Annotated in this window: 1 protein-coding gene; it reads right to left on the bottom strand. The window is 47.5% G+C overall.

What is annotated here, in order from left to right:
* Positions 1 to 495, bottom strand: a 495-nt coding sequence (locus A3729_RS04395; protein ID WP_197475556.1) for a GspE/PulE family protein, incomplete at both ends; no start/stop codon positions are given.

The raw sequence follows: 495 nt of genomic DNA, 5'->3' as shown, positions 1-495 counted from the left end.
TGGGGGGCATACCTACCTTGTCCAGCCCCAGAATACCTTCGGTCTGATCAAGAAGACGCATCACCACGGACTCGCCATATTGCGTAGGCATCGTCGATAGACGCACATCCACTGACCGCGCCTTAACCCTAACGTTAAAGCGTCCATCTTGAGGAATTCTTTTTTCGGATATATTTAAGCCCGACATCAACTTCAAACGCAGTACCAGGGCGGCATTGATTCGTGTCTCTTTCATCACCTGCTCTTGCAGAATGCCATCTATACGCTGCCTGATTCGTACCACACTTTCGTCTGGTTCAATATGTATATCAGATGCTCTCGCCTGCACCGCATCTTCAAAAATAGATTGCAGCAGTTTTACAACCGGTGCTTCACTGTCATCTCCGGTCGTGGTTAACTCAGCCAAGTCGAAAGCATCATCTTCCAACTCTTCTTCAAGCTCTCCAGCCAAGTGAGATATTTCTTCTGTTTTACGATAAACCATGTCAATGGTCG

The organism is Oleiphilus sp. HI0043 (assembly GCF_001634935.1).
The sequence above is the reverse complement of the archived record's forward strand: the minus strand, read 5'-3'. Positions and strand labels throughout refer to the sequence as shown.